The sequence below is a fragment of the Anabaena sp. TISTR 8404 genome (genome assembly GCF_056847745.1).
This window is the reverse complement of the sequence record NZ_CP180578.1, coordinates 5845187-5871785: the sequence shown is the minus strand read 5'-3', so window position 1 is coordinate 5871785 and position 26599 is coordinate 5845187. Positions and strand designations below refer to the sequence as shown.

At 41.9% G+C, this 26599-nt stretch carries 26 protein-coding genes; 16 read left to right on the top strand and 10 right to left on the bottom strand.

All coding sequences use genetic code 11. From position 1 onward, the window contains the following. The first annotated feature begins 72 nt into the window (after positions 1-72). The 4 genes from ACMX3D_RS25595 (at position 73) to ACMX3D_RS25580 (ending at position 5566) form a co-directional block, all read left to right on the top strand. Positions 73-960 (top strand): alpha/beta fold hydrolase, encoded by an 888-nt coding sequence (locus tag ACMX3D_RS25595; RefSeq protein WP_482748595.1) that lies wholly within the window; start codon positions 73-75, stop codon positions 958-960. Between the two features lie 151 nt (positions 961-1111). Continuing rightward, a complete protein-coding gene (locus tag ACMX3D_RS25590; RefSeq protein WP_482752427.1) occupies positions 1112-4096 on the top strand; it encodes a valine--tRNA ligase in 2985 nt (994 codons plus the stop codon). 162 nt (positions 4097-4258) lie between these two features. After that, positions 4259-4702, top strand: coding sequence for a hypothetical protein (locus ACMX3D_RS25585; RefSeq protein WP_482748594.1), 444 nt, complete (start codon positions 4259-4261; stop codon positions 4700-4702). A gap of 453 nt (positions 4703-5155) precedes the next feature. Then, positions 5156-5566 carry a slr1601 family putative cell division protein gene (locus tag ACMX3D_RS25580; protein WP_482748593.1) on the top strand — a complete coding sequence of 137 codons (411 nt, stop codon included), beginning with the start codon at positions 5156-5158 and terminating at the stop codon, positions 5564-5566. 373 nt (positions 5567-5939) lie between these two features. Here ACMX3D_RS25580 and ACMX3D_RS25575 read toward each other — a convergent pair whose 3' ends face one another. Continuing rightward, the gene (locus tag ACMX3D_RS25575) at positions 5940-6653 is read right to left on the bottom strand and encodes a tetratricopeptide repeat protein (RefSeq protein WP_482748592.1); all 714 of its coding nucleotides are present in this window, start codon (positions 6651-6653) and stop codon (positions 5940-5942) included. Positions 6654-7182: 529 nt separating this feature from the next. On the opposite strand from ACMX3D_RS25575, the gene ACMX3D_RS25570 reads away from it, so the two are divergent. Together ACMX3D_RS25570 and ACMX3D_RS25565 are read left to right on the top strand one after the other, a co-directional pair. After that, positions 7183-7647 (top strand): hypothetical protein, encoded by a 465-nt coding sequence (locus ACMX3D_RS25570; protein ID WP_482748591.1) that lies wholly within the window; start codon positions 7183-7185, stop codon positions 7645-7647. A gap of 12 nt (positions 7648-7659) precedes the next feature. Next, complete coding sequence (locus ACMX3D_RS25565; RefSeq protein ID WP_482748590.1) at positions 7660-8217, top strand: glutathione S-transferase family protein; 558 nt, start codon at positions 7660-7662, stop codon at positions 8215-8217. Positions 8218-8275: 58 nt separating this feature from the next. On the opposite strand, the gene ACMX3D_RS25560 is transcribed toward ACMX3D_RS25565, so the two are convergent. Beyond that, positions 8276-9103, bottom strand: a complete 828-nt coding sequence (locus ACMX3D_RS25560; RefSeq protein ID WP_482748589.1) for a carbohydrate ABC transporter permease — start codon at positions 9101-9103, stop codon at positions 8276-8278. Positions 9104-9327: 224 nt separating this feature from the next. Here ACMX3D_RS25560 and ACMX3D_RS25555 point away from each other — a divergent pair, with 224 nt between their 5' ends. The 5 genes from ACMX3D_RS25555 (at position 9328) to folE (ending at position 14204) form a co-directional block, all read left to right on the top strand. Then, a complete protein-coding gene (locus ACMX3D_RS25555) occupies positions 9328-10023 on the top strand; it encodes an aldehyde oxygenase (deformylating) (RefSeq protein ID WP_482748588.1) in 696 nt (231 codons plus the stop codon). 153 nt (positions 10024-10176) lie between these two features. Continuing rightward, positions 10177-11196, top strand: a complete 1020-nt coding sequence (locus ACMX3D_RS25550; RefSeq protein ID WP_482748587.1) for a long-chain acyl-[acyl-carrier-protein] reductase — start codon at positions 10177-10179, stop codon at positions 11194-11196. 158 nt (positions 11197-11354) lie between these two features. Beyond that, positions 11355-12335 carry an acetyl-CoA carboxylase carboxyltransferase subunit alpha gene (locus ACMX3D_RS25545; RefSeq protein WP_482748586.1) on the top strand — a complete coding sequence of 327 codons (981 nt, stop codon included), beginning with the start codon at positions 11355-11357 and terminating at the stop codon, positions 12333-12335. 363 nt (positions 12336-12698) lie between these two features. Further along, positions 12699-13424, top strand: coding sequence for an SDR family oxidoreductase (locus ACMX3D_RS25540; RefSeq protein WP_482748585.1), 726 nt, complete (start codon positions 12699-12701; stop codon positions 13422-13424). Between the two features lie 72 nt (positions 13425-13496). Continuing rightward, positions 13497-14204: a GTP cyclohydrolase I FolE gene (folE, locus tag ACMX3D_RS25535; protein WP_482748584.1), complete on the top strand. Its 708-nt coding sequence runs from the start codon at positions 13497-13499 to the stop codon at positions 14202-14204. Between the two features lie 84 nt (positions 14205-14288). On the opposite strand, the gene ACMX3D_RS25530 is transcribed toward folE, so the two are convergent. Next, on the bottom strand, positions 14289-14921 hold the full coding sequence (locus ACMX3D_RS25530) for a phosphoribosylanthranilate isomerase (protein WP_482748583.1): 633 nt from the start codon (positions 14919-14921) through the stop codon (positions 14289-14291). A gap of 106 nt (positions 14922-15027) precedes the next feature. On the opposite strand from ACMX3D_RS25530, the gene psaK reads away from it, so the two are divergent. From psaK to ACMX3D_RS25510, 4 genes are all read left to right on the top strand, one after another. Next, positions 15028-15279, top strand: a complete 252-nt coding sequence (gene psaK / locus ACMX3D_RS25525; RefSeq protein ID WP_482748582.1) for a photosystem I reaction center subunit PsaK — start codon at positions 15028-15030, stop codon at positions 15277-15279. Between the two features lie 238 nt (positions 15280-15517). Further along, on the top strand, positions 15518-16072 hold the full coding sequence (locus ACMX3D_RS25520; protein ID WP_482748581.1) for a CAP domain-containing protein: 555 nt from the start codon (positions 15518-15520) through the stop codon (positions 16070-16072). A 245-nt stretch (positions 16073-16317) separates the two neighbouring features. Next, on the top strand, positions 16318-16800 hold the full coding sequence (locus ACMX3D_RS25515; protein WP_482748580.1) for a TspO/MBR family protein: 483 nt from the start codon (positions 16318-16320) through the stop codon (positions 16798-16800). Beyond that, positions 16800-17933 (top strand): HhoA/HhoB/HtrA family serine endopeptidase, encoded by a 1134-nt coding sequence (locus ACMX3D_RS25510; RefSeq protein ID WP_482748579.1) that lies wholly within the window; start codon positions 16800-16802, stop codon positions 17931-17933. Before ACMX3D_RS25515 ends, ACMX3D_RS25510 begins: the two co-directional genes overlap by 1 nt. A 29-nt stretch (positions 17934-17962) precedes the next feature. Here ACMX3D_RS25510 and ACMX3D_RS25505 read toward each other — a convergent pair whose 3' ends face one another. From ACMX3D_RS25505 to ACMX3D_RS25495, 3 genes are all read right to left on the bottom strand, one after another. Further along, positions 17963-18514, bottom strand: coding sequence for an alpha/beta hydrolase (locus ACMX3D_RS25505; protein WP_482748578.1), 552 nt, complete (start codon positions 18512-18514; stop codon positions 17963-17965). 292 nt (positions 18515-18806) lie between these two features. Next, positions 18807-20885 (bottom strand): cation:proton antiporter domain-containing protein, encoded by a 2079-nt coding sequence (locus ACMX3D_RS25500; RefSeq protein WP_482748577.1) that lies wholly within the window; start codon positions 20883-20885, stop codon positions 18807-18809. 263 nt (positions 20886-21148) lie between these two features. Then, positions 21149-21760, bottom strand: coding sequence for a cytochrome c oxidase subunit 3 (locus tag ACMX3D_RS25495; protein ID WP_482748576.1), 612 nt, complete (start codon positions 21758-21760; stop codon positions 21149-21151). Between the two features lie 142 nt (positions 21761-21902). Here ACMX3D_RS25495 and ACMX3D_RS25490 point away from each other — a divergent pair, with 142 nt between their 5' ends. Next, positions 21903-22217: a four helix bundle protein gene (locus tag ACMX3D_RS25490; protein WP_482748575.1), complete on the top strand. Its 315-nt coding sequence runs from the start codon at positions 21903-21905 to the stop codon at positions 22215-22217. Positions 22218-22279: 62 nt separating this feature from the next. Here the strand turns inward: ACMX3D_RS25490 and ctaD are convergent, their stop codons facing one another. The 4 genes from ctaD to ACMX3D_RS25470 form a co-directional block, all read right to left on the bottom strand. After that, on the bottom strand, positions 22280-23947 hold the full coding sequence (gene ctaD / locus ACMX3D_RS25485; RefSeq protein WP_482748574.1) for a cytochrome c oxidase subunit I: 1668 nt from the start codon (positions 23945-23947) through the stop codon (positions 22280-22282). An 83-nt stretch (positions 23948-24030) separates the two neighbouring features. After that, positions 24031-24948 (bottom strand): cytochrome c oxidase subunit II, encoded by a 918-nt coding sequence (locus ACMX3D_RS25480; RefSeq protein ID WP_482748573.1) that lies wholly within the window; start codon positions 24946-24948, stop codon positions 24031-24033. A 74-nt stretch (positions 24949-25022) separates the two neighbouring features. Continuing rightward, the gene (locus tag ACMX3D_RS25475; RefSeq protein WP_482748572.1) at positions 25023-25628 is read right to left on the bottom strand and encodes a DUF2231 domain-containing protein; all 606 of its coding nucleotides are present in this window, start codon (positions 25626-25628) and stop codon (positions 25023-25025) included. After that, positions 25625-26125: a DUF2231 domain-containing protein gene (locus tag ACMX3D_RS25470; protein WP_482748571.1), complete on the bottom strand. Its 501-nt coding sequence runs from the start codon at positions 26123-26125 to the stop codon at positions 25625-25627. Before ACMX3D_RS25470 ends, ACMX3D_RS25475 begins: the two co-directional genes overlap by 4 nt. Positions 26126-26599: the final 474 nt, after the last annotated feature.

Below are 26599 nucleotides of genomic sequence, written 5' to 3'. Positions count from 1 at the left end.
AATAACAAAGCTTTCATTCTTTTATTTCATACTTCATACTTCATACTTCACACTTCATACTTCATACTTTTTATGCTTCAGTTTCAACCTCCTGGCTTTGGGCATAAAGTTATTCATACTTCCTTGGGGGCGATGGTTTATTATACTCAGACATCTGCACCTTGGTTGAATGCTGATACTGAAGATTTAGCCCCACTATTATTTCTGCATAACTTTGGAGGTGGGGCTTCTGCTTATGAATGGTCGAAGGTGTATCCAGCTTTTGCTGCAAAATATCGAATTTTAGCGCCTGATTTGATTGGTTGGGGCGACTCTGCACACCCTGTACGCGATTATCAAATTAAAGATTATCTGACTGCGATCGCAGAATTTATTACTCAAACTTGTCACCAGCCTGTAACAGTTATTGCCTCATCACTCACAGCGGCTTTGACTATTCGTTTAGCTATTACGCAACCGCAATTATTTCAATCATTATACTTAGTTTGCCCTTCTGGTTTTGATGACTTTGGTCAAGGTTCTGGTCGCAGATTACCACTATCAGTGATTAATACGCCATTTGTAGATAGTTTAATATATAGGCTTGGGGCGGAAAATGAATTAGCAGTGAGGAATTTTTTACAAAGTTTTCTCTTTGCTAAACCCGAACGCGTCACCCAAGAAATGGTAGAGGCTTATTTAAATTCAGCACAACAGCCAAATGCTAAGTTTGCGGCGTTGGCATTTTTACGCGGGGATTTGTATTTTGATTTGAGTTTATATATTCAACAGTTAACAATTCCCAGTGTGGTGTTTTGGGGAGAGAAAGCACAATTTACAAGTATTAAATTAGGGCGAAGATTAGCAAATTTAAATTTTGGTGCTATTCGAGAATTTTATGCGATCGCTGACGCTGGAATACTACCTCATTTAGAATTACCAGAAATAATTATTGGTCTATTACAGCGACATTTACAGTAATTTCCAATCACATAAATTATATTCCTAACCTCTAGCCCCTAGTTCCCTGCATTGTAACAACTGCCTCGTTCTTAGCGTTGTGATGGTTCGTTTCCATCACAACCCTGTGGCAAAATTTATTAGAGTCCTTCCACAGTTAGTTTTTCCCAGCATGACCGCAACTATATCGAATCTCCCCAGTCTTTACGATCCCTTTACCACTGAAGCTAAGTGGCAAAAATTCTGGGAAGAAAACCAAGTTTACAAAGCTGACCCTAATCATGGCGGTGAACCTTACTGCGTTGTTATTCCGCCGCCGAATGTTACTGGCAGTTTGCACATGGGTCACGCTTTTGAAAGTGCGCTAATTGATGTTATTGTGCGCTATCACCGGATGCAGGGACGCAATACTTTGTGGCTACCTGGAACTGACCACGCTAGTATCGCCGTCCATACGATGCTAGAAAGACAACTCAAAAAAGAAGGTAAAACTCGCGCCGAGTTGGGACGTGAAGAATTTCTAGAACGCGCTTGGCAGTGGAAGGCGGAGTCTGGGGGAACAATTGTTAATCAGCTACGCCGCTTGGGTGTCTCGGTGGACTGGTCGCGCGAACGGTTTACCTTAGATGCAGGCTTATCTAAAGCGGTGATGGAAGCTTTTGTGAGTCTTTACGATGAAGGGTTAATTTATCGTGGGGAATATTTGGTGAACTGGTGTCCGGCTACTCAGTCGGCGGTGTCGGATGTAGAAGTGGAATCACAAGAGGTTGATGGTAATCTCTGGCACTTCCGCTATCCTTTAACAGATGGTTCTGGTTATGTGGAGGTGGCGACAACTCGACCAGAAACCATGCTGGGTGATACAGGAGTAGCGGTGAATCCCAATGATGACCGATACAAGCATCTGATTGGTAAAACTTTAACGCTGCCAATTATGCAGCGGGAAATTCCGATTATTGGCGACGAGTTGGTTGACCCCACTTTCGGTACTGGTTGCGTGAAAGTGACACCAGCCCATGATCCCAACGACTTTGAAATGGGTAAACGCCACAATCTGCCGTTTATTAATATTTTGAATAAAGATGGGACTCTGAATGCTAATGCTGGAGAGTTTCAAGGACAAGACCGCTTTGTAGCAAGAAAAAATGTAGTTGCCCGTCTCGAAGCTGATGGAGTGTTAGTAAAGGTAGAAGATTATAAGCATACCGTTCCTTATAGCGATCGCGGTAAAGTCCCCATTGAACCTCTCCTTTCCACGCAGTGGTTTGTCCAAATTCGCCCAATGGCAGACCGCGCTTTAGAATTCCTCGACCAACAAAATTCGCCTGAGTTTGTTCCCCATCGCTGGACAAAAGTCTACCGTGATTGGTTAGTAAGTCTCAGAGATTGGTGTATCTCCCGACAATTGTGGTGGGGACATCAAATTCCCGCTTGGTATGCTGTCAGTGAAACAAACGGACAAATTACTGATACCACCCCGTTTGTCGTTGCCAAGTCTGCCGATGAAGCTTGGGAAAAAGCCAAAGCCCAATTTGGTGAAAACGTCCAGCTACAACAAGACCCAGATGTACTAGATACTTGGTTTTCTTCGGGACTGTGGCCGTTTTCGACTTTAGGCTGGCCAGAACAAACCAAAGATTTAGCCACCTACTACCCCACAACTACCTTAGTTACAGGCTTTGACATTATCTTTTTCTGGGTTGCCAGAATGACGATGATGGCGGGTCATTTCACGGGTAAAATGCCGTTCCAGACAGTTTACATTCACGGTTTGGTACGGGATGAAAACAATAAAAAAATGTCGAAAACGGCGAATAATGGCATTGACCCGTTAATTTTGATTGAGAAATACGGCACAGATGCCTTACGCTACACCTTAGTTAAAGAAGTTGCGGGTGCAGGTCAAGATATCCGCTTAGAATACAACCGTAAAACCGATGAATCATCGTCAGTAGAAGCTTCGCGTAACTTTGCCAACAAGTTGTGGAATGCAGCGCGGTTCGTAATGATGAATTTGGATGGACAGACACCGCAACAACTCGGTCAACCAGTGGCGACTGAATTGAGCGATCGCTGGATTCTTTCCCGTTATCATCAAGTTGTTAAGCAAACTACCAATTACATCAACAACTACGGTTTAGGGGAAGCCGCCAAGGGAATTTACGAATTCATTTGGGGCGATTTCTGCGACTGGTATATTGAATTGGTCAAATCCCGGTTACAACCAGGTGCAGATTCCGCATCCCGACGCGCTGCCCAACAAACTCTCGCCTACGTGTTGGAAGGGATTTTAAAATTACTGCATCCCTTCATGCCGCACATCACCGAAGAAATTTGGCAAACACTCACCCAACAACCCACCGAATCTCAGCAAACTTTAGCTTTACAAGCTTATCCCCAAGCAGATGCCAAATTCATTGATCCCGCTTTGGAAGAACAGTTTGAACTGCTAATTGGCACTATTCGCACGATTCGGAATTTACGGGCGGAGGCGGATGTCAAGCCAGGGGCGAAAGTCAAGGTGAATTTGCAAACCGACAGTCCCAAGGAACAGCAAATCTTGACGGCTGGACAATCTTACATCAAAGATTTGGCCAAGGTAGAGACTTTGACTTTTGCTGCGGAACAAAAAAGTTCAACTGTAGCGCCACCAAAAACACAGTGGAATTGGAAGACTATTGGTTTAGTTATTGCAGGACTGATCTTTCTCAGAGTTGGTCTGGCTGTAGCAAATACCGTTAGTAGCATTCCTCTGGTCGGCACTTTCTTTGAAATTATTGGTTTAGGCTATAGTATTTGGTTTATTATCCGCAGTATCTTGTCTGCTGAAGCTAAATCAGTGACTAGTGTCCCAGAACAGCCACCAGCAGTCTTAGAACCAGTCCCAGCACCAGAACAAAACATTGCTGGGGTAATTGGTACAGTCCAAGTAGTAATTCCCTTGACTGGTGTCGTTGACATCGAAGCGCTACGTGCAAAATTAGAGAAAAGCATCAGCAAAGCTGAAGCCGAAGCCCAATCCCTGAGAGGTAGGTTAAGCAATCCTAAGTTTGTGGATAAAGCCCCAGCGGACGTGGTACAAGGAGCAAAAGATGCTTTAGCCGAGGCTGAGAAACAAGCAGAAATTTTGCGCGATCGCCTGCGCGGTCTAGCATAACTGTAATGGGTAATAGCAGAGTAGCTCGCAAAACTCTCTGCAATTACCCATTCCTAACTGATAACTTTCAACAAAAAATCAGTATTTTAATTTTGTTGTTTAATATAAATTTTTGTATTTATTTTTTAATTTTTAATTGTAAGCTGGAGCAAAACGACGATTATGCTATATCTAGCTCAGGTACATAAAAACGAATTTTTAGACCAGTACCAGTTACGCTTGTTAGCACGTCAAGAAGCTGATAACCTCTGGACAATTATTCCTGAAGAAGCCTTTATTCTGCTGGGAAAAGGCAAAACCATAAGTGAAGAATTGCTGGTTTTAGTTGAACTTTCTCCCACAGGTGAAATCGAAAAGTTAGAAGAAGCTAGTAATTGGGTAATGAATTTAGTTCAAGCTTACCTCACTACTGGCATTACTCCAGAAATGTTGCAACAAGAAGCAGAACGCGCTGAACAGTGGCGACAATCTCTCACTTTGCAAAATCAAGACTTGGCACGTCGTTCTCTAGAATTGGAAGCCCGCCGTGAACAAATTCAAGCTTTAGAAGAAAGCCTCAAACGCGAGAGAAACGGTCATTACAAAGATGAGGCTGCTGATAGTTGAAGAATACACAATTACAGCAAATTTCATGTCAATGAATTACACAATGTCAGTCTCAAACTGAGGTATAGAGCCTGTTATTATTCTGAATTCTGGCTCTGTTCGGACTTCGGCGTGAGCGCTCAGTCGAACGCTGACGCTCACGCCGAAGCCTAAATTCTACTGTGCTAACTCTATGGGGTATTAACCATTAACTTATTGCTTGGGAATTGACATAAAATCACAAAGGATTAATAATCCTGGGATACCAGGTGCAGTTTTTAAGAGTGATAGCTGGGTGCAGCAAACTGTTAACCACCTAATACTTACGTATGTATCGTTGTTTTTTAACAAAAAACATACGTGTAGCAATATCAAAAAAATGAAGTAATATGACAGCTAACTTAAGCTTTAATTTAGCCGCAGTAGACTGTTTATCGCGTTGTCATTGAATTCAGTGAGGTCATTTTTAGTATCATGAACGCCTTCCAACCATCTAGAGAGCCGTTACAACCTATACCACAACGCCGGACTACACCTCGGCCAAAGCGGCATCTTCGCCAGCGTTCTCATCAAATCATGGCGGTAGAAACCACAATTAAGATTGGAGTTAATTTAGCAATTTTGGGAGCAGCAGCGTCAGCCTTGACACAACTTCTGCCTTACCACTGGTCACAGCAAGAAAGGTTGCGGGAAGTTCGCACTGAAGTCAAAATTATGGAAGCGCGTGTTAGTACTTTACAGGCAGAATTTGTCCGCAACTTTGATCCCCGCCAAACTAAAAGTATTAGCGAACAGCAAGGATTTAGATTTGCACCTAACCAACGTCCGATTGTGTTGATGAATCAGGACGGTAAAGAAATTGATGTCATAAATTCCTTACCCTAAATAAAATCTTAGTTGATTTTAAGATTTGGGGTGATTGTGATTACTTCTATGCATAGTTGCATATATAGATGTAGAAACATCGAAAATATATAAAGTGGAAACAGCTAATAGCTAATTTTTGACGATTAATCTAGTGATCATCTATTAGCCATTAGCAATACAGGGTCGTCATACTAATTCGTAATTCGTAATTTGTAATATCCTCTGGAAAGCAGAGTAAGGCGTGTCTAGGTAATTCGTAATTAAAGTAAGTGAATTTAGTTCTAGTTCTTCGGGGTTATATTGGTATTTATAAGCCCCTATTTCCTATTTTCTAGACAGCTAATTAAGGGAAAAACCTATAATCGATGAAAACGGTTTATTCCCCTATTATCTACTTTCCAGATAGCAGATCATTTAACCAATTTTCGATTTGTAACCGCAAACGATAACCTGAAACATTAACGCTATTATCTAGTGAAGCTAATTGCGCCATAGCACGACGATAATCTGCGATCGCACAATTCCAATCACCCCAAAGATGGTAAGTTCTGCCCCGTTCTGCCCAAATATGCGCTTCTAACTGGCCAAACAGCAGTGCAACTTCAAGATTCTCAATAGCTTCTTCATACTGTCCCAAATCGCGGAAGGTAATACCTCGATTAATCCAGGCTCGCACATAACTGGGTTTCAAATCAATTGCTTGGTCGTAATCAGCCAAGGCTGCTACTAACTCTCCACAAGCGGCGTAGTAATTGGCGCGGTTATTATAAGCACTAGCTAAATTGGGATTTAAGTTTAGTGCTGTGTTGTAGTCACAAAAAGCCTTGTACTTTTCACCACTTTGAAAATAAATTAACCCGCGATTGTTGTAATCAACAGCATTGTGGGGATGACGGCGAATTAATTCATTTAACAGTGCGATCGCTTGAGTATAATTTCCTTGTTTAGCCGATTTCAAAGCACAAGAGCGTAAATAACTTTCTTTTACAGCAGATTCACCGCTACCATTAGCCTCATGCCTTGGCAAACCTAATGTATTATTTACAACATATTGATAACAATTATTTTGCTGCTCACCAGAAGTTAAAAAAGAGTGACTATTCATACTAAACCGCCTCAGATGCTCGTGCCTAGAAATTAATTTAGAGTTTTATCTATGGTGGTAGTTCTGCCCTAATATTATTTTTAGTGTGCTTTTGATTACTTAGTAATAAGTATCTCAGCTGCAAGAGTAAGTATTACAACCAGGAAAATACTTGGTCTTATACATACAATTCATGCACTAACTTAGTAATAGATACTTCACTCGCAAGTAGAATTCCAGAAAAAAATAAATATCAATCTTGACGAGGATTAGGAAGAGGTAGGTAGTAAGCTTAAAGGTGTGTTGTTTTTACGTTTTGCTCCTAGAACACTGGTATTAGGGTGTAAAGTTGAGAAAATGGAAAATGAGCAACAACTTGGTAGAATCCTACTAGCCGTTCATGAGAGATGGAGAAAAGGGTAAAGAGACATAGCGACTCAAAGAGGCTTTGGCTATTCTTTCCGCCGCTGTGTTTCTCCCTTCACCAGCATTTGCACTTCAAGTTTCTAGTTATTAGCTTCTAATTTTAAAGTTTTGCGACAATTTTCTGATGACAACAGCAATTTCTGATCACAATAATTCCGGTTTAGCCGCCGATGATTATGTCGTTATTGGCTTGGCAACCTGCTTTATTAAAGAAGATGGGGAAGTTTATCAAGTGGAAGTAATAGAGCCAATTCCCTCTGCGTCTTTAGAAGCATTAATGAAAGATATTCCAACTTCTTACAAATTAGCGTGTGCGACAACTGTAGGCGCAGTTTTGGATGGGGATACACCATTACTACCCGCAGATTTTCCCACATCAGCGCAATTTGGGGAAGAATTCGCCCAACGAGTGTTTGCGGCGGCGCGTACTTATAAACGCAGCGAAAGCAGCAAAAATTTGATTCCTTTGGGTACAACTTACACTAATTTTCAGTATTCAACTGAACGCAAACGCGTGTTAAATGCTGCCAGAGTTGTCACTAAAGAAGACAATATAAAACAGCATTCTCATACACACAAAGTTCTTTAGATAAAAGTAATTATGCTAAAACTTTACGGTGGTGCTTTTAGTCGGGCTGCAATTGTTAAGTGGTATCTAGAAGAACTACAAGTTCCTTACGAGTTTGTTCAACTAGATATGCAAGCAGGCGAACATCGTCAGCCAGAATATTTGCAGATTAACCCAATGGGTAAAGTCCCAGCCATAGTTGATGGAGATTTTCAGCTTTGGGAATCTGGGGCGATTTTGCTGTATTTGAATGATAAGTATGACAAAACGTCACTTTCTCCAGAAGAGCGGGCAAAATTATATCAATGGGTTTTGTTTGCTAACTCTACCCTCGCGCCAGGAATTTTTACAGAAGCCACTAGAGAAAAAGAAGTACCCAAGTTGTTAACTCCGCTCAATGAAATTTTTCAAAAGCAACCTTTCATCCTGGGTGATGAATTTAGCGTTGCGGATGTTGCAGTTGGTTCAATTCTCGCTTACATCCCCATGATGCTGAAACTAGATCTCAGCGCCTACCCCGCAGTTGTGGAATATACCAAACGGATGTCTGAGCGACCAGCTTTTAAAAAAGGAATTGGTGAACGGTCTTAGATTTTTCGTAATTTCGCAAAATGTAGAGACGTAGCAATGCTACGTCTCTACAAACCCATTAATTCTTAATTCCTGTTGTGGCAATACCGCGAATAAATTGCCGTTGACCAATCAAAAACAGTACCATCACTGGCACAGTTGCAATCGTCACTGCGGCCATCATCAAAGGCCAGTTATTGGTAAATTGCTCTTGAAATTCTGCTAACGCCAACTGTACTGTTCTTAATTCTGGGCGTGTGGTAAATACTAAAGGCTTAAACAAATCATTCCATTCAGCAATAAAGGTGAACAAAAACAATGTCACCAACGCCGGACGGGCTAAAGGTAACAATACTCGCCACAAAATTTGTAACCTGTTCGCCCCGTCAATAGTTGCGGCTTCTTCCAATTCCACAGGAATCGTTTGGAAATACTGCCGTAAGAGGAATATGCCAAAGCCATTAACAGCAGTTGGTAAAATCAGCGCCCCGTAGGTATTTATTAAGTGTCCCCACTTCAACACCAAAAATATAGGTATAACCAACAACTGAAAAGGAATTACCAAGGTTGCTAAGACAACTAAGAGTAGGGCTTGTCTACCGCGAAATTTCAATCTTGCTAGGGCGTAACCAGCCAAAGCCGAAGTAACCAACTGAAACGCCGTAACTGCGATCGCTACTAAGCTAGAATTAGCAAACGCTAACAGGAACTTACCTCGCTGCCACGCATCATGGTAATTACCTAAAGACCAATTTTTAGGCATCGTTATATCTGGAGTAGCGCCAGGAGGTGCAAAAGATGTGAAAAACACTACCAAAAGAGGTAGCAAGACAATTAATGCACCAAGTAGCAGCACTACTAAACTAATAATATCGGCAGATTTCAGATTCCAATTTGATTTAACCATAAGTAATAGGCAGCAAGAATTAGGGGCTAGGCAGGAAATGATAAATAACCATTGACTATTGACTCATTTGTTTCTTTAGTACTAGAGCATCGCCCCCAGCAAGAGCTAATCTATTACATAGTGACTTGTTAAGTTAAATTAAACAACAGTGAAGATTACCCTGAAATCCCAGGGTAAATTAACAATTGGTATCAAATGATTCATTTTACAGGAGTGAACATACCATGCAGCAGTTGGCAGCCGAATTAGAAATAGATTTCCAAAGCGAAACATATAAAGATGCTTATAGCCGGATCAATGCGATCGTTATTGAAGGGGAACAAGAAGCCCACGAAAATTACATCAAATTAGCTGAACTGCTGCCAGCACATCACGATGAACTAATTCGCTTGTCGAAAATGGAAAGCCGCCATAAAAAAGGCTTTGAAGCTTGTGGACGGAATTTACAAGTTGTACCAGATTTGCAATTTGCTAAAGAGTTTTTTGCACCTCTGCACGATAACTTTAAAGCAGCTGCCGCCGAAGGTAAAGTTGTGACTTGCTTACTGATTCAATCTTTGATTATTGAATGTTTTGCGATCGCTGCATACAACATTTACATCCCCGTTGCTGATGATTTTGCTCGCAAAATCACTGAGGGAGTCGTCAAAGATGAATACAGCCATTTAAACTTCGGTGAAGTCTGGCTCAAAGAAAACTTTGAAGCATCCAAAGCTGAACTAGAAGAAGCAAATCGTCAAAACTTGCCCATTGTCTGGAAAATGCTCAATCAAGTCGCAGACGATGCCCAAGTATTAGCAATGGAAAAAGACGCTTTAGTCGAAGACTTCATGATTCAATACGGTGAAGCTTTAAGTAACATTGGCTTCACAACTAGAGATATCATGCGCTTGTCAGCCTACGGACTTACCGCTGCTTAAAAAAGTATGAAGGATGAAGGATGAAGTATGAAATTTAGACTTCAGACTTCACACTTCAGACTTCACACTTTATTGTATTTTTAAGGTTAGGTATTGTCACCTACCCCCTAAAATCCACGCTTTCGACGCAGCAAACGCCTAATAAATCACTACATGTTTGGTCTAATTGGACATCTGACTAGTTTAGAACACGCTCAAGCGGTAGCTCAACAATTGGGATACCCAGAATATGCCGATCAAGGGCTAGATTTTTGGTGCAGCGCCCCGCCGCAAATTGTTGATCACATTAAAGTTACCAGTCTGACTGGAGAGACAATCGAAGGCCAGTACGTAGAATCTTGCTTTTTGCCAGAAATGCTGGCTAATCGGCGAATCAAGGCGGCAACGCGTAAAATTCTCAATGCTATGGCGCACGCTCAAAAGCATGATATACACATCACAGCTTTAGGCGGTTTTTCATCAATCATTTTTGAAAACTTTAATTTGGAGCAGTTCAGTCAAGTCCGTAACATCACATTAGAGTTTGAACGCTTCACTACAGGCAACACACACACTGCCTACATTATCTGTCGGCAGGTCGAGGCAGCAGCAAAACAAGTAGGCATTGAACTGTCGAAAGCAACAGTGGCTATATGTGGAGCAACTGGGGATATTGGTAGTGCTGTGACACGCTGGCTAGATGCCAAAACTGATGTTAAAGAACTTTTGCTCATCGCCCGGAACCAAGAACGTCTGAAAGATTTACAAGACGAACTAGGGCGGGGAAAAATTATGGCTTTGGATGAAGCATTACCCGAAGCTGATATTGTCGTTTGGGTGGCGAGTATGCCCAAAGGCGTAGAAATTGACCCCAAGGTATTAAAACAACCTTGTTTACTAATTGATGGTGGCTATCCCAAAAATTTAGCTACGAAAATTCAGTATCCTGGCATTCATGTACTCAACGGTGGCATTGTTGAGCATTCTTTAGATATTGACTGGAAAATTATGCAAATCGTCAATATGGAAGTGCCAGAACGCCAGTTATTTGCTTGTTTCGCCGAAGCTATGCTACTGGAATTTGAGAAGTTACATACGAACTTTTCTTGGGGGCGTAATCAGATTACCGTAGACAAAATGGAGCAGATTGGTCAAGCATCGGTGAAACATGGCTTTAGGCCTCTGCTGCTTTAAAAAAATCAAAAGTTAAAAGGTGAGGCAGTGCGTTGGGCGGGTCTCCCGACTCCCTCACTGCCGAACCCGAAGGGCAAAAGCCAAAAGATTCTTTTACCTTTTTACTTTTAACTTTTTACTTCTTAAATCCCCAATCCCTAGTTCCTCATCCCTAAATTATGGCCACTACCGAGCGTAAACCACTACTGTTGGATTTTGAAAAGCCGTTAGCAGAACTCTCTAATCGAATTGAACAAATTCGGCAACTTGCAGACGAAAATGGAGTCGATGTATCTGGTGAAATTCGCAAACTAGAAGCACGCGCCACAAAACTGCGTGAGGAGATTTTTAGTACGTTATCCCCAGCTCAAAGACTACAAGTTGCCCGTCATCCTCGTCGCCCTAGTACTCTGGATTACATTCAGGCAATTACCGATGAATGGATGGAGTTGCATGGCGATCGCTGTGGTGGTGATGATCCGGCTTTAATTGGTGGTGTGGCTCGTTTAGGTGGGCAACCTGTGGTGATGTTGGGTCATCAAAAAGGCCGCGATACCAAAGATAATATTGCTCGAAATTTCGGCATGGCTACCCCTGGCGGTTATCGTAAAGCCATGCGACTGATGGAACATGCCAACAAGTTTGGTATGCCAGTTTTAACTTTTATCGACACACCGGGAGCTTTACCTACCGTAATAGCCGAAAGGCAAGGAGCCGGGGAAGCGATCGCTTATAATTTGCGGGAAATGTTTTCTCTGGATGTGCCGATTATCTGCACAGTTATCGGTGAAGGCGGTTCTGGTGGCGCATTGGGTGTTGGTGTGGGCGATCGCCTGCTGATGTTTGAACACGCTGTCTACACTGTCGCTACCCCCGAAGCCTGCGCCGCAATTTTGTGGAAAGATGCCAGCAAAGCTCCCCAAGCAGCAGTTGCCTTGAAAATTACCTCCCACGATTTAAAAAATTTAGGCATTATCGACCAAATTTTGCCTGAACCTATTGGTGGCGCTCATTCTGACCCTCTAGAAGCTGCAACCATCCTCAAGCAAGCACTTTTAGATAACTTAGATGAACTTAAACAGTTAACATCTCAAGAAAGACGACAACTCCGTTACGACAAATTCCGCAAAATTGGTGTTTTTACAGAAATTGCCCATTAGAAAGGTAAACCTGAGTCATTAACTCAAGAGCAATGTTATAATTGCCTGTGGTTCTTAAAGATTTTTAACAATCTTTTTAACCGCAGGCATTTGTATTTATGATGAATCGGCTCAGTTAAATGAGAGATTTGTGTAGTTTTTAGTAACTAACTGCGAGTAGATAGCCTAAACTCCAGATGAAACTTGAATTTTCATAACTGGGTCATATCAAATTGGAAAAAATTTCCATATTGACAATTCAATATAGCAATTGTCAAAAAAAAATTATGGAAATTTAAGGTTACTTTAATGTATCCATTCCGAAAGACTTAAATAATTTGGTGGCAAAGAGCTTGGGTCACTGCCAAAACAACAGGGGAAAGCATGAGTATTGAGCAGAAACAACATGCCCTGATTACTGGGGCAAGTAGCGGAATTGGCAAAGCAACCGCTTTGGCATTTGCCAAGGCAGGCATAAATGTTGCCTTAGTCAGCCGTTCTTTAGATAAATTAGAGGCGGTAGCAACAGCAGCCAAACAAACTGGTGTAGAAGCCAAAGCTTATGCCTTGGATTTAGCCGACTTACCGCAAGTAGAAGCAAAAATCAAAGCGATCGCCCAAGATTTTGGCAACATAGATATTTTGGTCAACAATGCCGGAATAGGCTATACAGGTAACTTAAGCGACACCAGCTTAGAAGACTGGCAAAAAGTGATTAACATCAATCTCACCAGTGTATTTGAGTGCATCAAAGGAATTTTACCGGGAATGCGCGATCGCGGCACAGGCACAATTATCAACGTAGCCTCAATAGCTGCCAAGCAAACCTTTGCTGGATGGGGAGCCTATTGTGTTAGCAAAGCCGGACTTCTAGCCCTTTCTCAAAACCTGGCACAAGAAGAACGCGCCAACGGTATCCGTGTTACGGCCATTTGTCCTGGTGCTGTAAACACAGAAATCTGGGACACAGAAACCGTTAACGCCAACTTTGACCGTTCAAAAATGTTAACTCCAGAAATTGTGGCACAGTCAATTCTCCACACTGTCTTATTGCCACCACAAGCAGTGATTGATGAATTGATTCTTATGCCCAATGCAGGCACTTTTTGAGTACTGAGTGCTAAGCGCTGAGTATCTCTTTGAGTAATAGCAAACATCCAAAATCTAACTGAAAATTACATCATGACTATTGCTAGTTCTAACGGTTCCAATCGTTTTCAATCTCCTCTGATTTCCGATTTGGCAGATGCCATCAATACCAGACCCGATCGCAACACCCACGACGGACGACAACCGGATTTGCACCCGCCTTCTGAGGAACAGATGGAGCAAATGATGGATGCTGTCAGGAACATCATAGTCGGCGTTGGCGAAGATCCTGAACGCGAAGGACTGCTAAAAACTCCTAAACGGGTTGCTGAAGCTATGCGATTTCTCACCAGTGGCTACAGCCAATCATTAGATGAACTGGTGAATGGTGCTATCTTTGATGAAGGTCATAACGAGATGGTACTAGTTCGGGATATAAACTTCTTTAGCCTCTGCGAACATCACATGCTGCCTTTTATGGGGAGAGCGCACGTTGCTTATATTCCCAATCAGAAAGTTGTGGGCTTAAGCAAATTAGCTCGGATTGTGGAAATGTATTCCCGACGTTTGCAAGTCCAAGAAAGATTAACTCGCCAAATCGCCGAAGCAATTCAAACAATTTTGGAACCTCAAGGTGTGGCAGTAGTCATGGAAGCCACTCACATGTGCATGGTGATGCGGGGTGTTCAGAAACCCGGTTCTTGGACTGTTACTAGCGCTATGCTGGGTGTATTCCAAGAAGAACAAAAAACCCGCGAAGAATTCTTTAACTTGATTCGTCATCAACCATCATTCTTCTAGAAGTGTGTAGACACCCTTTGGGTGGCTTGCCATAGGCTAGTGTGAAGTATGAATTATAAAATTTCATACTTCACACTTCAGAATTCAGACTTTAGCCTTCAACCTTTCAAATAGTAGTGATACTTTATTTAAATCTTTATCTCCTGGTTGAATTTCGACACCGCTTGATAAATCAATACCATCAGGCTTAACCTGGCTTAAAGCTTCTAAGATATTTTCTGGTGTTAATCCCCCAGCTAACAACCAAGGGCTGCTGGGGTTGAATTTTTCTAACATTGCCCAATCTAAAGTTTGACCTGTACCACCCAACTGTTGGGGATGATAGGCATCAAGTAATAAAGTATCTACGTTTTGACTGTAAATAGATGCTTGTTCCAGATGGTCAAGACTGCGTATCCTCAAAGCTTTGAGAATTTCTACATTTGGTATTTGTTGACGTACTTGGTTGCAGAATTCTGGTGACTCATCTCCGTGTAACTGCACACCAGTTAATCCAGAATCATTAACTATCTGGCTAATCTCTTCAATGGTAGTGTTGGCAAAAACGCCGATTTTGTCAATATCGTCTGGTAACTGTGTCACGACTGCCCGAATTTGTGTTGCAGTAACGTAACGAGGTGAGGCTGGGACACAAATAAATCCTAGGGCTGTTGCGCCTAAAGATGCGATCGCAGCCCCTTGCTGTGGTTGAGTGATGCCGCAGATTTTAACCCGCATATAGTTCTAAAGAGCGAATTTTTGCTAACAATCTTTGGTTGCTGACTCACTAATTCTATAATTTTGGAGGTTTTATGAATTTTGTCATTTAGGAGACAAAACCTTGATGTTATCAAATTTACTGGCAGCAGCCGCAAATGTTCCTGCTACCCCCGCGTGGAATCCCACTGTAGGCATCATTATCAGCGTTAGCAGCATCATCATTCTTTTGCTATCTACCCGCATTGAAAAACCTCAAGTTGGGCCAAAGTTGCCAGTTCTGCCCGTTAGTGTTCCTACATTTATCGCGGCTATGGCTTTTGGTCATATTATTGGCATCGGTATCGTTTTAGGACTGACTAATATTGGTCGTCTGTAAATCTGAGATGACAGAGATATGAGATTTTATATAAATCCCATACTCTGAACACTCATACTTGTTCTTTCTCCAGCAATGTGACTCTCAAGTTGAGCCACAGTTGAATTTTGTGATTTTTGTTAACTTAAAAACAGATAACACAGCAAATTCATCATTACAGCTAAATTTGTGGTTCTTGTCTGGAGAAAGAACCATGATTTTGGGGAAATAGGATGTTTAGGCGACGGTAAACAAGCAGATGCAAAGTAAATTATCTAAATTGATTTGGTTAGCATCGGCTGCGATCGCACTATTGGCCAGCGGCTGTGAGGAAGTATTAAAATATATGCCGCCATTGCCAGACATTGAATTACCATCACGCCAAGCACCACTGCCTTCTATTGCTCCTGAATCTGCCAAACTCGCAGACATGGAAACTTCAGTTCTTCAAGGTATCAACAAAGTCCGACAGCAAAATGGACTCCAGCCTCTACAAAATGATGAAAAACTAACCCAGGTTGCCCGCAACTATAGCCGCCAGATGGCACAGAAAAACTTTTTTAGTCACACTGGCGCAGATGGTAGCACATTACCAGATAGAGTACGTGCAGGTAGAATTTCTTATTGGATGGTTGGTGAAAACTTATTTACATCGAAAAATGTACCGCAACCTGTACCAGCCGCCATTAAAGGCTGGATGAATAGCCCTGGACACCGAGCAAATATTCTCCGCCCAGTCTTTAGAGAAACGGGTGTCGGAGTCTGGCGAGTTGGTAATACATACTACATTACCCAGTTATTTTTGCGACGTTAATTAATAAAAGTGCTGAGTTGAAAGTGCTGAGTATAAACCTAGTCACTGACTGCTATACAGTATGACGCAGAACAATAAAAAATACTCTACTCAGCAACGCCAGTTGCTACAACGCGGGGAACCCGCGCAAAGCACTGGCTCCTCAGCACTCAGCACTTTCCTCTGAATCCAGACTCAGGATAGGTGCAGGGATCGCAGATTCAATCTAAACTACAAGTGTAGTATTATTCTGGCAGGAACCCCGCGTGAAAGCGAGATGGATTATTACAGCAGTTTCAGCCGCACTGTTTTTTGGTGGTAGCTTGTTCACATCGCTGCGCGACCCTTGGTTTCAAAATCTGCAACGTCCTAGTTGGTTAACTTTCGAGTTTCTTATTCCCTTTATCTGGACTTTCATTTGGGTTTGTCTCACGATTTCTGCAATTATCGTCTGGGAGAAATGCACTAAAAAAGGAAAAGGTTCTCGTCCTTGGGGTTTGATGGCAATTTATGCCGCCATTGCTTTACTGACATCGATTTACAGTCCTGTGGTGGTAGAACTTAGGAGTTTAACAGGCGGTATCATTGTTGGCGGTTTAGCAACACTTTTGGTGTACATTTTGGCTTTTGTCGTTAAGCCAATTTCGCAAACAGCTTCATGGCTATTTCTTCCTTATGCACTGTGGGGGCCGTTCGGCACTTATCTAACTTGGTTATTACTACAACTCAATAGCCCTATCAACCCATAATGAAACGACTTCTTCCCCAATTCTCGCTTTACCTAGTTTTGCTATTAACTGGTTGTGGTTCCAATAGAGAAGTGAAGAATCCTCTAGTAACAGCAACACTCAATCCATCAGCACCAATCAATGTTAATCAAGATGTCAATTACATTACTCAAGTTGTCCAACAAGTAGGGCCAGCAGTGGTACGCATCAATTCGACTCGAATTGTCGCAGTATCTCCGCAAGACTCTTATTTAGGACGTTTTTTTGGCGAAGAATTACCGCGTCGAGAAGAAGTACAACGGGGCATTGGCTCAGGGTTTATTATCAGTGCTGATGGCATTATCTTAACTAATGCTCATGTAGTAGCAGATGCAGATAAAGTCTCAGTTGTGTTAAAAGATGGCCGCAGCCTTCAAGGTAAGGTGGTAGGAGTTGACCGCGTAACTGATGTGGCGGTGGTTAGAATTAAAGGTACAGGACTGCCGACAGTTAAGTTGGGTAACTCAGATAATTTGTTACCAGGGCAGTGGGCGATCGCGATCGGCAATCCTCTAGGATTAGATAATACCGTCACTCAAGGAATTATCAGTGCAACACAGCGTTCAGTTGCCGATTTAGGAGTGCCAACAGAACGAGTAGATTTTATTCAAACTGATGCTGCAATTAATCCTGGTAACTCTGGTGGCCCCTTACTCAACGCTCAAGGAGAAGTAATTGGCATGAATACCGCCATCATCCAAGGAGCGCAAGGATTAGGCTTTGCTATTCCTATCAAAACTGCGCAAAGAATTGCCAATGAATTAATCGCTAAAGGACGAGTAGATCATCCCTACGTCGGTATTCAAATGGGTGAATTGACACCTGATTTGCGCAGCAAAATTAATCAAAGTGACCTGGGATTACAAGTCAATCAAGATACAGGTGTAATTATTTTAGGAGTCGCCCCAAACTCCCCAGCTTCCCGTGCTGGTTTGCGTCCGGGCGATATTATTGACAGTATTAACGGTGTTGCTATCCAAAATATTAAGCAAGTGCAACAACAAGTAGAAACTACCAAAGTCGGTGAAGTTATGCAAATCACAATTAATCGTAACGGCAGAAAACAGGCGATCGCAATTCGGACAGTAGCCTTACCTGCACGAGATATTAGTTGAGATTTGGGAAGTTAGACTGCAATCAGTACTTAGAAGATTTTTGCCAAACTGCTGAGTCTTTCATAAACAGGGATGAGGCGATCGCCTTCTATTTCCACAGTATTATCTGGATAATGGCGAATTGCTCCTAGCAGCGTGATTTCTCCATCTTCCTGAATAGATTTATTCAAAGCTGTTTGCAGCGCCTGTGCATCTAATTCTCCCGCAGGCGGATGAACTACATCACCAACTTGAGAAATTACAATTGGCCCCGCCCAGCCAGACAGCAAGCGCTCTAAATCAGCAGGTTCAGCTTTTAAGCCTGCGACTAGTGCTTTACGAGCTACATCTGGTTCTTGTTTTGATACCTGCAAATAAGTTTGGATTGTTGGGGTAGTCTTACCTGTTTGGACAAACTCATTCAATTCCGCTACAGAAACAGGCCCTTGAAAGCTACCATATTTTAAGATCACTTGCTCAGCAGCATTAGCACTAGCATTGAACAGTAAAACACTAGCACTTACTCCTAAAGCTAATGTCTGACTCAGTAATTTGGTAAACTTCCACCTGGTTAATGGATTCAAAACTTGAAAAATTTGCATTTAATCTAACTTCCTAGTAGTGCGGAGTGTACACAGGCATAAAATGCCTAAGTTTGATGATGAAGACATAATTACTAGGTTATCTAAATAGATTAGTTTTGTGGGCTGTTCTAGACTATCACCATTGATAGAAATTCAACTGCAAACATGAGTAGGGTGGGCATAATTATGCCCACCCTACTTTATTTTATTAACTACAGCAGATTGCAGGTGAATAAGGTACAAGTTTTCATTAAAAAGCCATATAACACAAGACTTTCAAGCCTGTTCCCTGCTGTATGTGTTTAATAGCTTAAGAATGAGGTTCTCCTAGCAAAACAATCGAGCATTTTAATTCTCTCAAAATTTGGGTTGTCACTTGACTAAATGCCAGACCGCCTGCTGTGCGATAGCGAACCGAACGCAACACAGCCAAATCAAAAGATTGAGCTTCTCGAATAATAACTCTAGCGATATCATCACCTTTAACTGTCTGGATATTTGTCTTTACCTGTAACTGACTTTTAGTGGCAATATCAGACAATTGGGATGTAAATTTTTCAACTAAAGCTGGGGGAGTGTTGCGATCGCTCACATGCAACAATACTACCTCTGCCTGATTCACATCCGCTAAAATTTGGGCAAACCTAATAGCACCGATAGTTTGTCGTGTCAAATCACCCACAGGTACAAGAATTCTTTGGATAGTTGTCGGACTACTCAATAAACGTGTAACCGCCACAGGACAGTGTGAAGACCAAAACACACTATCAATCACACTCCCAAACAACCGAGCGCGAAAGCCTGTAGTCCGCGACCAACCCATCACCACTAAATTAGCGTTGCGTTCCCGACTAGCACGACTAATTCCCAAAGCCGCATCATCATCAATGCGAATTGCTGGCGCAACTTCCACATCAAATTCTTGAGAGATTTCTTTAGCCAACTTCAATCTTTTCTGACTTTGATCAAGCGCCGTAACTAATTGCGGATCATCCATCTGAATCAAAGCTTTGGTAATAGCTAATGGCACAATCCTTCCTGATTCGTGACGTGCTAGTAATGCTGCCATTTCTATTAGATAGCGCTGAGTTTGAGGATTATAAATTGGTACTACTACAGTGAAAGGTTGTTGTTGTTCTTCTATATCACTCTCATGACTTTCCCACCAAGTTGTGAGACTATCTGTTTCTAAATCTGCTTCGCTAACTTGTAAAGCAGTAGCAGATCTAGCTGTAATGACTGGGCCTAAAATTGCAGTCACCAGCATCAAAACAATCACACTGTTTAATACACCCTCACTAATTAACCTTTCACCAGCCGAGTTAACAGTTTGATAAGCCACCAATGCCGCAGCCAGTGTAGCCGCTACTTGAGGTAAAGACAACGACCACATTGTTAGCATTTCTGCTGTGTTATAGCGGTAAAACAATTTTGCTAAAAATGCCGCAATAAATTTACTGCCAATTAAAGCGATCACAATTACCACAGTCAACCAAACAGAACTGAGAGTTTTCAGAAATGCTGGAATATCAATCAATAATCCCATATCTACAAAAAAACATGGGATAAATAAAACACTACCAATAAACTCAATTTTTTCTTTAACTGGGCTGCGTCCTAAAACATCATTAACTGCCAAACCTGCTAAAAATGCACCAACAATTTTCTCAACACCAATAACTTGCGCTCCTACAGAAGCCAAAAATAAAGCCAACAAGATAAACAAAAATTGGTTGCTTTGTTCATCGCCAGAACGCCGAAAGAATTCCTTACCTGCCCAGTCAAAGCCAAATAAAACAACAACAGAATAAATTGCTAATCCACCCAATAGTGTAGCTAAACTCAGGGCTGTAAATTCTCCACCATGAATGCCTACACAAATTGCCAATACCAACAAAGCACCTGTGTCAGTAAAAATTGTCGCCCCAATCGTTACTGTCACAGCTTCATTTGTGACCACCCCTAAACGACTAACAATTGGATAAGCTAAAAGAGTGTGGGATGCCAGTAAAGAACCAATCAAAAAAGCAGAATTCCAACCAAAATTAAACAAACGCCCAACAAGAACACCCGCTATCAACGGCACTATAAAAGTCAAACCTCCAAATCCAATTGAGCGATTTTTAGTTTTACGAAACTGATCTAAATCAATTTCCAAACCTGCTACGAACATTAAATAAATTTTGCCAATATCCGAAAGCAGCTTGAGTGTGTCTGATTCTGAATTGAGTAACTTTAAGCCATTTTCTCCTAAAATGACACCTGCGACTAGCAAACCCACTAATCCAGGTAACCGCAATTTCTCAAATATTGGAGGTACGGTAAAAATTACTGTCAGGAGAATGGTAAATGCAATAATTGGGCTTTCTGCTAAAGATTGGAGTGCCATTGGTAAATAAATAATTTCTAGGGAAGATTGTATATGCTGAATTTGTTTAACTCAATCAAATTAAATCTTTAAAATTATAAGCCTTCACAGTTTTATCTTGAGAATAATTTTTTTTACATCTATACAGAGATAGAGTGACATATTTTCATAAATAGGCATAAAATCGTTTTTATAATACCTTAAATGTGAAAAACAGGGAAAAAGGCTAATTCTCTTACCCTTCCCCTGCAACTTTGCTCTAATTTTTGCACAAAGTCTGATATTTACTGCCAGATGTAAATCAAGATAAACAAAATAATCCAGATCACATCAACAAAGTGCCAAAACAGTGAAGTAGCATTAACACCAAAGTGACCAGAATCGTAATTGTCAGGAATGAAAGAGCGGACAAAAATTATTAATTGTAACAGGATACCTGTTAAAACGTGCAAACCGTGAAACCCAGTTAACAGGTAGAACATTCCGCCAAAGGTTCCAGAAGTGAAACCAAAAGCCAAGTTACTCCATTCAATTGCTTGCCCTAGCAAAAAGTAACTGCCCATAGCCATTGTTGCGAGCAGAAACACACGAAAACCCCACAAATTGCGTCGTTGTAGAGCGCGTTCCGCCAAATAAATCACAAAGCTACTAGCAACCAGCACAACAGTATTAATGGCAGGTTCTCTAACTTCTAATCCTTCAACACCAGGCGGTAACCAGTTAGGAGTTGTCAGCTTGTAGACAATGTAGCCAGCGAAAAAACTTAAGAAAATCACACTTTCCGACAGTAAGAAAACAATAAAACCAAACATTTTATTGCCTTCTTCGTCATGTCCATGTTCGCCACTATGATGAGAGTGATTTTGCAACTCTTCAGAAACAATATAGCTGTCCATAAATAAGGGTGTATGGGTTTAAGGGTGTATGGGTGTAAAAATAGCTAGGCGCTTCCATTGGCTTTGGAGTAAAACGAAGTAGCACTGATATTAAGAAGCACCAATGCAGTCGTATCGAGATTTGAAGGTTTAGCAAGAAGCCATGAATGTTGCTGAGTGCTGTTACAAAGCAACACAAGCATTTCCTAAAGAAGAAACTTATGGAATGATTGCTCAAATTCGCAGAGCGGCAGCATCAATTCCAGCTAATATTGCTGAAGGGTATGGAAGAAGAACGCGTGGCGAGTATATTCAATTTTTATACATCGCCCAAGGTTCCTTAAAAGAGCTAGAAACACATTTGTTATTGTCTATTCATGTTGAACTAGCTTCATCACAAACTATTATTCCTGTGGTCAATCAATGCGAATCTGTTGGTAGGTTATTATTTTTCCTGATTCGTTCGTTGGAGAAATAGGGTTTGAGGGTTTAAGGGTGTGAGGGTGTAAGGGGTGTTAATTCCCTACACCCTTATACCCTTTACACCCCTACACCCTTTTCTTCTACCAAAGGTTCTGATTTGCCGTAACCGTAAGGTTCAGAGATAACTACAGGAATTTCCTCGAAGTTCTCAACAGGTGGTGGTGAAGAAACTAACCACTCTAAACCAATTGCCCGCCAAGGATTATCAGGCGCTTTTTCACCTTGCATCCAAGAAATCACCATATTGAAGATGAATGGTAAGGTAGACATCCCTAACAAAAATGCACCCAAACTTGCAATAATATTCCACAGTTCATACTCTGGCGCATAAGAAGAAACCCGGCGCAACATTCCTTGCAAACCTAATGGGTGCATAGGCAAGAAGTTGAGGTTAGTACCGATGAATGATAACCAGAAGTGCAACTTACCCCAGCCTTCGTAGTACATCCGCCCGGTCATTTTGGGGAACCAGTGGTAAATAGCGGCGTACAAACCCATTGTCACTGTGCCAAACAAAACGTAGTGGAAGTGACCAACTACAAAGTAAGTATTGTTAACGTGAACATCTACAGGTACAGAAGACAGCATAATTCCTGTGATGCCAGCGAAGACAAACATGATTAATCCACCCAAGGCAAATAACATGGGTGTATTCAACCGCAACTTACCGCCCCAAACTGTGGCTACCCAAGCAAACACCTTAATGCCAGTTGGTACAGACACAAACATGGTTGTCAACATGAAAATCAACCGCATCCAAGCAGGAGTACCGCTGACATACATGTGGTGAACCCAAACAATGGCACTGACTACGGCAATTAATAAAGATGAAATGGCAACGACTTTGTAGCCAAATAATGGTTTACGAGAATAAACAGGGAAGATTTCGGAGAAGATACCAAAAACTGGCAGAATGATCACGTAAACAGCGGGGTGAGAGTAGAACCAAAAGTAATGCTGGAACATGACTGGGTTGCCGCCGTTGCTGGGATTGAAAAAGCCAGTACCAACGGTGAGGTCAAGTAGCAACATTACCGCGCCTGCTGTCAGTGCGGGTAAGCCAAACAATTGGATGATTTGAGCGCTGAATACTGCCCAGACAAACAAAGGCATCCGGAAGAAGGTCATACCGGGCGCACGCATCTTGACGATGGTGGTAACAAAGTTGACAGCACCCATGATTGAGGAGACACCAGAGATGGCGACTGCCAACAACCATAAAACTTGGCCGTTAATCAAGTTACCTGTGGGATTCTGGAGACTGACTGGAGGATAAGCCCACCAACCTGCTTGGGCTGGGCCACCAGGAACGAAGAAACTAGACATCAACAAAATCCCGACTACCGGAACCATCCAAAAGGCGACGGCATTGAGGCGAGGAAAGGCCATGTCTCGCGCCCCAATCATTAAGGGTACGAGATAGTTAGCAAAACCAACGAGTGAAGGAAATGTCCACAAGAACAGCATCACAGTGCCGTGCATGGTGAACATACCGTTATATACAGTGCGGTCAACTAAGTCGGCTTCGGGGGTAATTAGTTCTCCCCGCAGTATCATTGCAAAGATACCGCCGATGAGAAAGAAGAAGAAGGAAGTAACAAGGTATTGGATACCAATTACTTTGTGGTCGGTGCTAAAGCTGAAGTATTGCTTCCAGCCTCCTGGAGTTTCGTGTTGAGGTTTCTCAACCGGCAGGCTGAGACCATCAATAGGGATGTTAGTCATTGTTCTTTTGAAGAAACAGGGGTGTAAGGATTTGAGGATATAAGGGTGTGAAGGGTTTGAGGGTGTAGGGAATTAGTTTGCTGTCAACCAGAGTAATTAACCAAAGGAGGCGCAGCGGGTGCGACGGTTTTCCAACCATTTTTCACAGGTTCGGTGGCTGCTTGGGCGTATTCAGATGCAGCTTGGTTATCTGCGGGTGAGAGTTTGTGTGTGGCTATTTTGGCCAGCCATTTGTGGTACTCTTCAGGCGATTGCACAACTACGTTTGCTTGCATGGTGGCAAAGTATGTGCCGCTATATTGCGAGTCGGTGAGGTGATATTGACCCTGGCGGATGGGGGTAAATTCAAAGTCGATGGTATGGTTGGGAATGATGTCTTGTTTGAGGCGGAATGCAGGGATGTAAAAGCCATGCAATACGTCTTCAGATTGCAGTGCTAAACGCACACGGCGATCGCTTGGTAAATGCAATTCGGTACTGGTAACATTTCTCTCAGGGTAATGGAACACCCACGCCCATTGTTTGGCGATAACATCAATTTTTTCTACGGGTTCGCTGATAGCAGCATCTTTTTCTGCTGCATAAGCTGATTCCATACCCACGGGATTATGCAAATGCACTAGCTGTGTGGGGCCTTGAATTCCCATTTGTTCATAGACTTGGGAGCTATAGCCAGCTATCCACAGTACTAACAAAATAGGGATGGCTGTCCAGACAACTTCTAGGGTGACGTTACCTTCAATGTGGGGGCCATCGCTGAAGTCGTCTTTCTTGGCGCGATGGAACATCACAGAGTACATTAAGGTGCTAGTGACACCAAGGAAAATAAACGCACCTAATGTGACTAAGAAGCTAATCAAATCATCAATCAGATGAGATTCGGCTGCTGCTTGGGGAGGTAGCCAAGTATAAGCTTGTTTACCTATCCACATACTGGTGACGCTAATAGCGATCGCACCAGTAATCAAGGTTAATATGTTTAAAATCTTTGAGAGTTTCATGGGTTTTGGTCAAGAGTCAAGAGTCAATGGTCAATAGTCAAAATTCAATACTTTAGACTTTTGACCTTGGACAGTTATTTGAGCATTGTGTTCAAGTCTTCGCCTAATTTCAGTAATCTATCTGCGGTGTTGTGAACACCAAATTCGGCAGCTAGTTGCGCTCCTAATGTGCCGTGGAGGAACATCACAAACATAATTGCAATTCCCGCCAACAAATAGCTCCACTGCACTTCTACTTCGGCATCTTGGCTCCAAGCAAAGCGCTGCCATCCTCTCCACATGGTCATCCCGACAAATAAAGCGAGGATGACGACACCACCAATACCGTGCCAAAGCATGGTTTCCATTGCTGGCATTCCCCATGCGCTCTTAACATCTGTTGGTGGGGATGCTAAAAGCATTTCGTAAAAGCCCGCTGCAACTGTAAAAAAGGTGATGGCAGTTGCGGCAACCATGTTGTACCAACCCACATCAAAGAAGTTGGCACGTTCCACTGTAATTGCCAAAAATTTGAACACCCATTTCTGAATGGGAAACAGAACACCGACAATATCAAAGGTAATGCCAATGATAAATAGACCGATGGTGAGATGCACTAAATTAGGGTGAATAGGCAGAGTATAAGGCAGTCCGTTAGCACCCAGTTCTACGTTTAATTGATTAATTAGTTCTGAATTCATGGCAGCATCCCATCCTTTACAGCTTCAACAACGGGTACTGTGTGCAATCCATATACCCAAACTAATTCATCACCGAAATACACTTGTACGCCGACAATTCCTACTAAAATCAATCCGGCTGCTAAATAATGAATTGGTAATTTTTGTGGGTTGCGCGAACGAATTACATAGCGCCATGCTGTGATGGCCGCAATGATGCCAGAAAGTGACCAACCAATCAGTGTATGGATATTTAAAACTGATTTAGCTACGTCGTAGGGGTGGGCTAAACCTGCTTCAAATTGTCCAAAAATAATCGCTACAAAAATTGCGATCGTAGCGACAAACATATTCCACCAACTCACCTCAAATAGGCGAACTTTGCCAGTAAAATAACCTACAACATCACAGAAAAACGCAAATAATACCATCGCAATTACAAAGTGAACAACGATGGGATGCAGCGTGTCTGGATAAGGTAGATTATGGTCGTTCAATGATGTAAAAAAATCAAGCATAGTTTACTGCACCTCAGCCAATGTTTAAGAATTAACAGACAAGCATTACCATCAATACAAACATTCACACCTGATTGGATTATTTTTATAACCGCGCAGCGAAATCCAATAAATCAGGTATTAGCTTTATTTCAACTAAATTGGTTGAAGTTACTATTTATGTTCAATGATCAAGTTCAATTCATTTGTTCATGCTGATACTTTATAACGACGATTTTGAATTTACCTCACAAAATCGCAGTTATTTGGTTGATAGTTGGTCACCTATCTATTAGCTTAAGGATTTTTTTAGTAGTTGTCAAAAGAAATATGTTAAAGGTTCTAAATTGGCGCTGCTAACAGAAAAACTATTATGATGGTGTAGCTTATCTACCTTTTATTTTGAGATATTGCACATGAAAAAATATTTGTATATGCAATTTTATACAATTTTCAAATATGTATTTGTAATTAAGATGACAAAATTAACGCAGA

Bases quoted from the DNA above. Each gene is read 5' to 3' on its own strand.
- ACMX3D_RS25520 (WP_482748581.1), top strand. From the start codon at position 15,518: ATGCAAAGTAAATTATCTAAATTGATTTGGTTAGCATCGGCTGCGATC.
- ACMX3D_RS25570 (WP_482748591.1), top strand. From the start codon at position 7,183: ATGACAACAGCAATTTCTGATCACAATAATTCCGGTTTAGCCGCCGAT.
- ACMX3D_RS25540 (WP_482748585.1), top strand. From the start codon at position 12,699: ATGAGTATTGAGCAGAAACAACATGCCCTGATTACTGGGGCAAGTAGC.
- ctaD (WP_482748574.1), bottom strand. From the start codon at position 23,947: ATGACTAACATCCCTATTGATGGTCTCAGCCTGCCGGTTGAGAAACCT.
- ACMX3D_RS25580 (WP_482748593.1), top strand. From the start codon at position 5,156: ATGAACGCCTTCCAACCATCTAGAGAGCCGTTACAACCTATACCACAA.
- ACMX3D_RS25575 (WP_482748592.1), bottom strand. From the start codon at position 6,653: ATGAATAGTCACTCTTTTTTAACTTCTGGTGAGCAGCAAAATAATTGT.
- psaK (WP_482748582.1), top strand. From the start codon at position 15,028: ATGTTATCAAATTTACTGGCAGCAGCCGCAAATGTTCCTGCTACCCCC.
- ACMX3D_RS25595 (WP_482748595.1), top strand. From the start codon at position 73: ATGCTTCAGTTTCAACCTCCTGGCTTTGGGCATAAAGTTATTCATACT.
- ACMX3D_RS25530 (WP_482748583.1), bottom strand. From the start codon at position 14,921: ATGCGGGTTAAAATCTGCGGCATCACTCAACCACAGCAAGGGGCTGCG.
- ACMX3D_RS25565 (WP_482748590.1), top strand. From the start codon at position 7,660: ATGCTAAAACTTTACGGTGGTGCTTTTAGTCGGGCTGCAATTGTTAAG.
- ACMX3D_RS25545 (WP_482748586.1), top strand. From the start codon at position 11,355: ATGGCCACTACCGAGCGTAAACCACTACTGTTGGATTTTGAAAAGCCG.
- ACMX3D_RS25560 (WP_482748589.1), bottom strand. From the start codon at position 9,103: ATGGTTAAATCAAATTGGAATCTGAAATCTGCCGATATTATTAGTTTA.
- folE (WP_482748584.1), top strand. From the start codon at position 13,497: ATGACTATTGCTAGTTCTAACGGTTCCAATCGTTTTCAATCTCCTCTG.
- ACMX3D_RS25490 (WP_482748575.1), top strand. From the start codon at position 21,903: ATGAATGTTGCTGAGTGCTGTTACAAAGCAACACAAGCATTTCCTAAA.
- ACMX3D_RS25480 (WP_482748573.1), bottom strand. From the start codon at position 24,948: ATGAAACTCTCAAAGATTTTAAACATATTAACCTTGATTACTGGTGCG.
- ACMX3D_RS25585 (WP_482748594.1), top strand. From the start codon at position 4,259: ATGCTATATCTAGCTCAGGTACATAAAAACGAATTTTTAGACCAGTAC.
- ACMX3D_RS25505 (WP_482748578.1), bottom strand. From the start codon at position 18,514: ATGCAAATTTTTCAAGTTTTGAATCCATTAACCAGGTGGAAGTTTACC.
- ACMX3D_RS25510 (WP_482748579.1), top strand. From the start codon at position 16,800: ATGAAACGACTTCTTCCCCAATTCTCGCTTTACCTAGTTTTGCTATTA.
- ACMX3D_RS25470 (WP_482748571.1), bottom strand. From the start codon at position 26,125: ATGCTTGATTTTTTTACATCATTGAACGACCATAATCTACCTTATCCA.
- ACMX3D_RS25475 (WP_482748572.1), bottom strand. From the start codon at position 25,628: ATGAATTCAGAACTAATTAATCAATTAAACGTAGAACTGGGTGCTAAC.
- ACMX3D_RS25590 (WP_482752427.1), top strand. From the start codon at position 1,112: ATGACCGCAACTATATCGAATCTCCCCAGTCTTTACGATCCCTTTACC.
- ACMX3D_RS25555 (WP_482748588.1), top strand. From the start codon at position 9,328: ATGCAGCAGTTGGCAGCCGAATTAGAAATAGATTTCCAAAGCGAAACA.
- ACMX3D_RS25495 (WP_482748576.1), bottom strand. From the start codon at position 21,760: ATGGACAGCTATATTGTTTCTGAAGAGTTGCAAAATCACTCTCATCAT.
- ACMX3D_RS25550 (WP_482748587.1), top strand. From the start codon at position 10,177: ATGTTTGGTCTAATTGGACATCTGACTAGTTTAGAACACGCTCAAGCG.
- ACMX3D_RS25500 (WP_482748577.1), bottom strand. From the start codon at position 20,885: ATGGCACTCCAATCTTTAGCAGAAAGCCCAATTATTGCATTTACCATT.